We start from the raw sequence: 4,414 nt of genomic DNA on the forward strand, positions 1-4,414 counted from the left end.
CGCGGCGCTGGCCCGCCTGTCTGGTGGCCGGCTGCGCGCAGGAATCGGACACGGCATGCCGCGCTGGCTTCACCAGGTCGGCCAGCATCCGCAGAGCCTGATGACCTGTCTGGCCGAGGTGTCCGAGACCGTCCGAGATCTACTCGCCGGGCAGGAGGTCACCTTCGACGGTGACCAGGTCCACCTGGACGCGGTGACCCTGGTGCACCCTCCCCACGAGGCCGTGCCGCTGAGTCTGGGGGTCCGCGGGCCGAAGGGAATCGAACTGGCCAAGGAGCTCGGGCTCGGTGTCATTCTGGCCGAGGGTTCTTCCCCCGATTACGTGTCCCGCGTGCGACACGCGCTCGGGCCAGATCTTCCCATCACGGTGTTCACCTGGTGCGGCATCGACGTCGACGATGCCGCATCGGGTTTCGCCTCCGTCCGTCCCACGATCGAGGCAGCGCTGCAGAAGCCGTACCTGGCTCAGCAGCTCGGCGCCCTGTACGGGGCGTCGTCTGACGACGAGGCCATTCGACACCTGAGCGTCGCAGGAGACCAAAAGAGCTGCCTTGAGTCGCTTCGCCATCTCGCGGAAAGTGGCGCCGACCACGTTGTGCTCCAACCGGTTTCCGGTCGGGAAGAGGAGCAGATCGCACTGTTCGGACGACACGTCATCCCTCACCTCGCTGCGACACAACGGGTTTAGAACGCGCGGGAAACTACCCGCCATCACGTCAACGATAGGAGAATGTCATGGGCCAACTCGACGGCAAGGTTGCCTTCATCACGGGTATCGCCCGAGGTCAAGGTCGGTCGCACGCACTGACCCTCGCCCGCGAAGGCGCCAGCATCATCGGACTCGACCTGTGTGCCAAGCCGTCTACGACGGCGTACGACGGGGCTACTGAGGAGGACCTGCAGGAGACCGTCCGGCTGATCAAGGAGGTCGGCGGTGAGATTCACGCCGAGGTAGCAGACACCCGCGAATTCGACCAGGTCAAGGCTGTCTTCGACAGAGGAGTGCAGCGGTTCGGCCGCGTGGACATCGTGATTCCCAATGCCGGTATCTGCTCGGGCGCCAAGACGTGGGAGATCACTCCGCAGGACTGGCGCGAGATGATCGACATCAACCTCAACGGCGTCTTCCACACGGTCAAAGCCGCAGTGCCCACGCTGATCTCCCAGGCCGAGGGGGGAAGCGTCGTCTTCATCGGCTCCACCGAGGCACTCAAGGGCGCCGAGAACATCTCGTCCTACGCCGCATCGAAGCACGGCGTGACCGGCCTGATGACGTCGCTGGCCCGCGAATTGGGGCGGTACGGCATTCGGGTCAACTCGGTCAATCCGACGTGCGTCGACACCCACATGATCAACAACGACTTCGTTTACGGGCTGTTCCGCCCGGATCTCGAGAAGCCGAGCCGCGAGGACGTCATCGACACGTTCTCCGACACGCACCTGCTGCCAGTCCCCTGGATCGAGCCCAGCGACGTCAGCAACGCGATTCTCTACCTGGTGACCGAACCCGGTCGCTACATCACCGCCACCACGTTGGTGATCGACGCGGGGTTCATCGTGAAGTCCTGACCGGACGCCCACTCGACGCTCGGCCACTGCAGCCCTTCCGCACCGCGGGAGGGCTGCTCTGGCGTTTGGGTTACGAACGACCGCTCGACCCTCACGCCAACGCCAACAGCGCCGTCCGGGATCAGATCCCGAACGGCGCTGCCGTGTGCGTGCGGTGCGGCTACTCCGACGTGGTGACCGGTTGCCGCGTCGGCTCCGCGAGCGGGACCCTTGCGGCGAACTCCGGCATGTCGTACTTGGCCCGATGCTCGCGCAGGATGTCGGCGATCTCGATGGCGTCCCCTTCGGGGGCGGTCGAGTGCTGATACGGCTTGGCGATCAGCATGTACACCAGCCCGACGACGGCGACGATCAGGAACCCGATCAACGCGATCCAGCGGTCGAAGAACGGCAGGCTGGTGTCCCCGTTGGGGCGAGCCAGGACGATCATCGAGAGCACGCCGTAGATCAGCGCACCGACCCCTACCGGCCACCCCCACTTGCCGAGCGTCCACGGGCCACCGGGCTTCCAGCCCTTGGTCTTTGCCCTCAGCGAGGCAAGCACCACCATCTGGAAGGCGAAGTACCCGGCGAGGATCTGGAACGCGGCCACCCGGAACAGGGCGTCGGGCATGAAGTAGAGCAGAACGAAGAGGACAAGCGGCACGGCCGTCACGATCAGCAGTGAGTTGAACGGCACCTTGCGCGCCGAGATCTTCTTGAACACCGCACTGCCGGGGAACATGTCGTCCCTGGCGAACGAGAAGATCAACCGACTGCCCGCCGCCTGCTGTCCCATGACGCAAGCCAGGAACGACGTCAGCGCGACGACGAGGAAGATCTTGGTGCCGACGACGCCGAACGTCGCCGTGAGGATCGCGGTGATCGGGTTCGCGACTTCGCCGTTGACGATCTCCTGAAGGTTGGGCGCGGCCAGAATGTAGCCGACGAACGCGAATAGAGCCGCGACGCCACCGAGAACGACGGTCAGCATCATCGACCGCGGTATCGACCGAGCCGGGTTGGGCGTCTCCTCCGCGACCTCACCGCACGCCTCGAAGCCGTAGAACAGCACAAGGCCGACGATCGCCGCGGTGACGAACGCGCTGAGGTAACCGGACTCGCCGCCGGTGCCGAACGTTTCGAACAGAACCGAGAAGCTGTTCTTGCGCGCGAAGATCAGCAGATACACGCCGACGACGACGATGCCTGCGAGTTCGGCGGCAAGTCCGACCTTGGCGATGGTCGCCAGCGTCTTGGAACCGGTGGAGTTCAGCGCCAGGCAGATCAGGATGACCACGGTCGCGACGATCAGGCGCTCCAGCGGCGTCGAGGAGATGTTCGAGTCTGAATGAAACAGCGCGAGAACGAAGTCCGCACTGAACATCGCGGTGGTCGTGCACCCGACGATGACCCCGGCGATGTAGATCCACGACATGATCCAGGCGTACTGGCCGTTCCAGAGCCTGCGGGCCCACTGGTAGAGGCCGCCGGCGATCGGGAACTGCGAGACGATCTCACCGAACGTCATCGCGACCAGGAGCTGGCCCGCCATCGCGATCACCAACCAGAGGATCGACGGCGGTCCCGCCGTGGTGAGTGCCTGGGTGAACATCGAGAGCACACCCACTAGCGGTGAGAGATAGAGGAATCCGAGGGCGAAGTTCGACCACAGGCCGATCTTCCTGTCGAAGTTCTCCTCGTATCCGAGGACGCGAAGGTGGGCGTCGTCGCCGCTGAGCGACTTACCTCCGCCGTTCGTGGTTGTCATCATGTTCTCCTAATGGGGGTGTTCGGCGGTCCGGAGCGCGGCTTGTGATTGCCGCCACACATGAATTCTGGTTCTCCGCCGAGCTCACAGGCAGACCCAAACCGTGCAACCAGAGCAACACTCATTTCACGCCCTGTTCACCGCGACCTGCACATATGCCGAACTTCCTCAGTTTCGGGTAATCCTGCGGTAACCCCGGCCGCACCCCGCAGCCGGGGCTGGCGGGAGCCCGCCGATTCACGGTAATGCCGCTCGGCAGATGCGGTTCTGCACACGCGAAAGGCGGCGGACGTGTCATCCACGTCCGCCGCCACGGCGTCGGTCAAGGCGGTGTCCGGCGGTCAACGCCGGGCGGCCCACGCCATCCCCTGCTTGGTCAGCCTGCGTACGTCGTCACCCGCGAGGTCGGAGGCGGCATGGCCGATCGAGTGATAGAACACCCGGCCCCGACCCCACTGACGAACCCACGCAACCGGACTCCTCAGACCGTCGAGCCAGGCGAAGTGCTGACCGTCGAAGGTGGTCTCGGCCAGCACGACGTTGTTGGGATCGACGCTCATGTAGTACTGCTCAGAGGCCACCGAGAAGTCGTTGACGCCGTCGACGACGTCGTGATCGGTGTCGACGATGGTGACCTCGTACGGATGCGGGTAGCCCTCTCCCGCGGGGTGTGCGAGGAAGTCGCCGCCGAGCATCAGGTGATAGCGCAGGCTCGAGCGGAACGCCGCGGCGGCGCCGTGCCATGCGGCCACCCCGGTGCCCGCCTCGACGGCGGCGAGCAGGTGGTCCTCCTGCGAGTCCGACAGATCCTCGGTGGTCAACGCGTTGTTCCAGCCGACGATGATCAGGTCGTAACCCGTCAGATCGCGGTCGAGCGTGAAGACGTCCTGGCTCTCCTCGACGTCGAAGCCGAGCTCGTCGGTGATGCCGCGAGTCCAGTCGGCGATGTCATACGGGCTGTGCCCCGGCCAGCCGCCGTAGAGGTATAGCACGTTCGTCATGTCAGAACTCCCTTCTCGAGCGAGGTCATCGGCATCTCCCGAGGGCCGACGAGGGTCTCCGGCCGCAGTAGCGTCGCGACTTGCTCTGCGGACA

4 protein-coding genes are annotated in these 4,414 nt (G+C 64.9%); 2 read left to right on the forward strand and 2 right to left on the reverse strand.

Annotation, left to right across the window (positions count from 1 at the left end; genetic code table 11):
* Nucleotides 1-688: LLM class flavin-dependent oxidoreductase (locus ACRDUX_RS02890; protein ID WP_526410834.1), on the forward strand; the 688-nt coding region annotated here is incomplete at its 5' end.
* 47 nt (nt 689-735) lie between these two features.
* Nucleotides 736-1,569 (forward strand): mycofactocin-coupled SDR family oxidoreductase, encoded by an 834-nt coding sequence (locus ACRDUX_RS02895; RefSeq protein ID WP_526410836.1) that lies wholly within the window; start codon nt 736-738, stop codon nt 1,567-1,569.
* A gap of 160 nt (nt 1,570-1,729) precedes the next feature.
* Here ACRDUX_RS02895 and ACRDUX_RS02900 read toward each other — a convergent pair whose 3' ends face one another.
* Both ACRDUX_RS02900 and ACRDUX_RS02905 read right to left on the reverse strand, forming a co-directional pair.
* Nucleotides 1,730-3,322: an amino acid permease gene (locus ACRDUX_RS02900; RefSeq protein WP_526410838.1), complete on the reverse strand. Its 1,593-nt coding sequence runs from the start codon at nt 3,320-3,322 to the stop codon at nt 1,730-1,732.
* A 338-nt stretch (nt 3,323-3,660) separates the two neighbouring features.
* A complete protein-coding gene (locus tag ACRDUX_RS02905) occupies nt 3,661-4,320 on the reverse strand; it encodes a ThuA domain-containing protein (protein WP_526410840.1) in 660 nt (219 codons plus the stop codon).
* Between the last annotated feature and the right edge of the window lie 94 nt (nt 4,321-4,414).

The organism is Mycobacterium sp., assembly GCF_050701675.1.
Taxonomy (GTDB): domain Bacteria; phylum Actinomycetota; class Actinomycetes; order Mycobacteriales; family Mycobacteriaceae; genus Mycobacterium.